This window comes from uncultured Umboniibacter sp. (assembly GCF_947497555.1).
Classification (GTDB): Bacteria; Pseudomonadota; Gammaproteobacteria; order Pseudomonadales; family DSM-25080; genus Umboniibacter.
In genome coordinates, this window is the sequence record NZ_CANMGY010000026.1 from 1 (window position 1) to 1,025 (window position 1,025).

Annotated in this window: 1 protein-coding gene; it reads right to left on the reverse strand. The window is 51.2% G+C overall.

Going from position 1 to position 1,025, the window contains the following annotated elements; translation table 11 throughout:
• A partial coding sequence (locus Q0698_RS13235; RefSeq protein WP_298637161.1) for a sodium/solute symporter occupies positions 1 to 1,025 on the reverse strand: 1,025 nt, incomplete at both ends.

Genomic DNA, 1,025 nt, shown 5'->3' on the forward strand with positions numbered 1-1,025 from the left:
TACCACCAAGCAGCGTAAAGCGCGATCAAAATCAAGGTCACTGCTAGTGCAGCAATATTGAAGCTCTTATCCGTAGCGAAGCTAACCCCGGTGTTATCCAGTGCCTTCTTCTTATTCGGCATAAGCAGTGAGAACACCACACCCAAGACCATACAGGCAATGAAGACTACGCCTACACGATCCATGAACGGCAGTGCTTCCCAGAAGATTTTCAGCAATAAGCTCAATACCGCTGAGCCCAACGTCGCCGTCAAGGCTCCGGCGGCGCTCGCCTTCTTCCAGAACATACCCAGGAAGAAGATGGCCACAATACCCGGGGTGAAGAAACCGGTGAATTCCTGAATGTACTGGAAGGCCTGGTCGAAGTTACCCAAGAGTGGACGGGCAATAACTACCGCAAGAACTAGCGCAACCATACCCACGGTACGACCCACGGTGACGAGTTGCTTCTGGCTATGTTCCTTCTTGGAGAACTGAGTGAAGAGATCCATCGTGAAGATGGTAGAAATACTGTTCACCATCGACGCCAATGAACTCACAATCGCGGCAATTAGCGCAGCAAAGACCACACCTTTGATGCCCACAGGCAGTAACTTCATTACCTCGGGATAGGCCTTATCCGGTGCATCGAGATCCGGTAGTAACATCACGGCCGCAATACCTGGCAGCACCACAATGATGGGCATAAGCAGCTTAAGGAAGGCGGCGAAAACGATACCCTTCTGCGCTTCACGGATATTCTTAGCAGCTAAAGCCCGCTGGATGATGTATTGGTTAAAGCCCCAGTAGCTGAGGTTCATGATCCACATGCCGCCGACCAATACCGAGATGCCCGGCAGGGCATTGTAGGAGGGATTAGACGGATCTAAGATCATGTCGAACTTCTCAGGGAGTTCGTTCATCATGATACCGAAACCATGCATCGCACCGGAGGCTCCAGCATTCTGAGCAATCGCATCCAGGCTCAGATAGGCAATAAACAGTCCACCGGCAATTAATAGCACGACTTGGATGATATCGGTCAG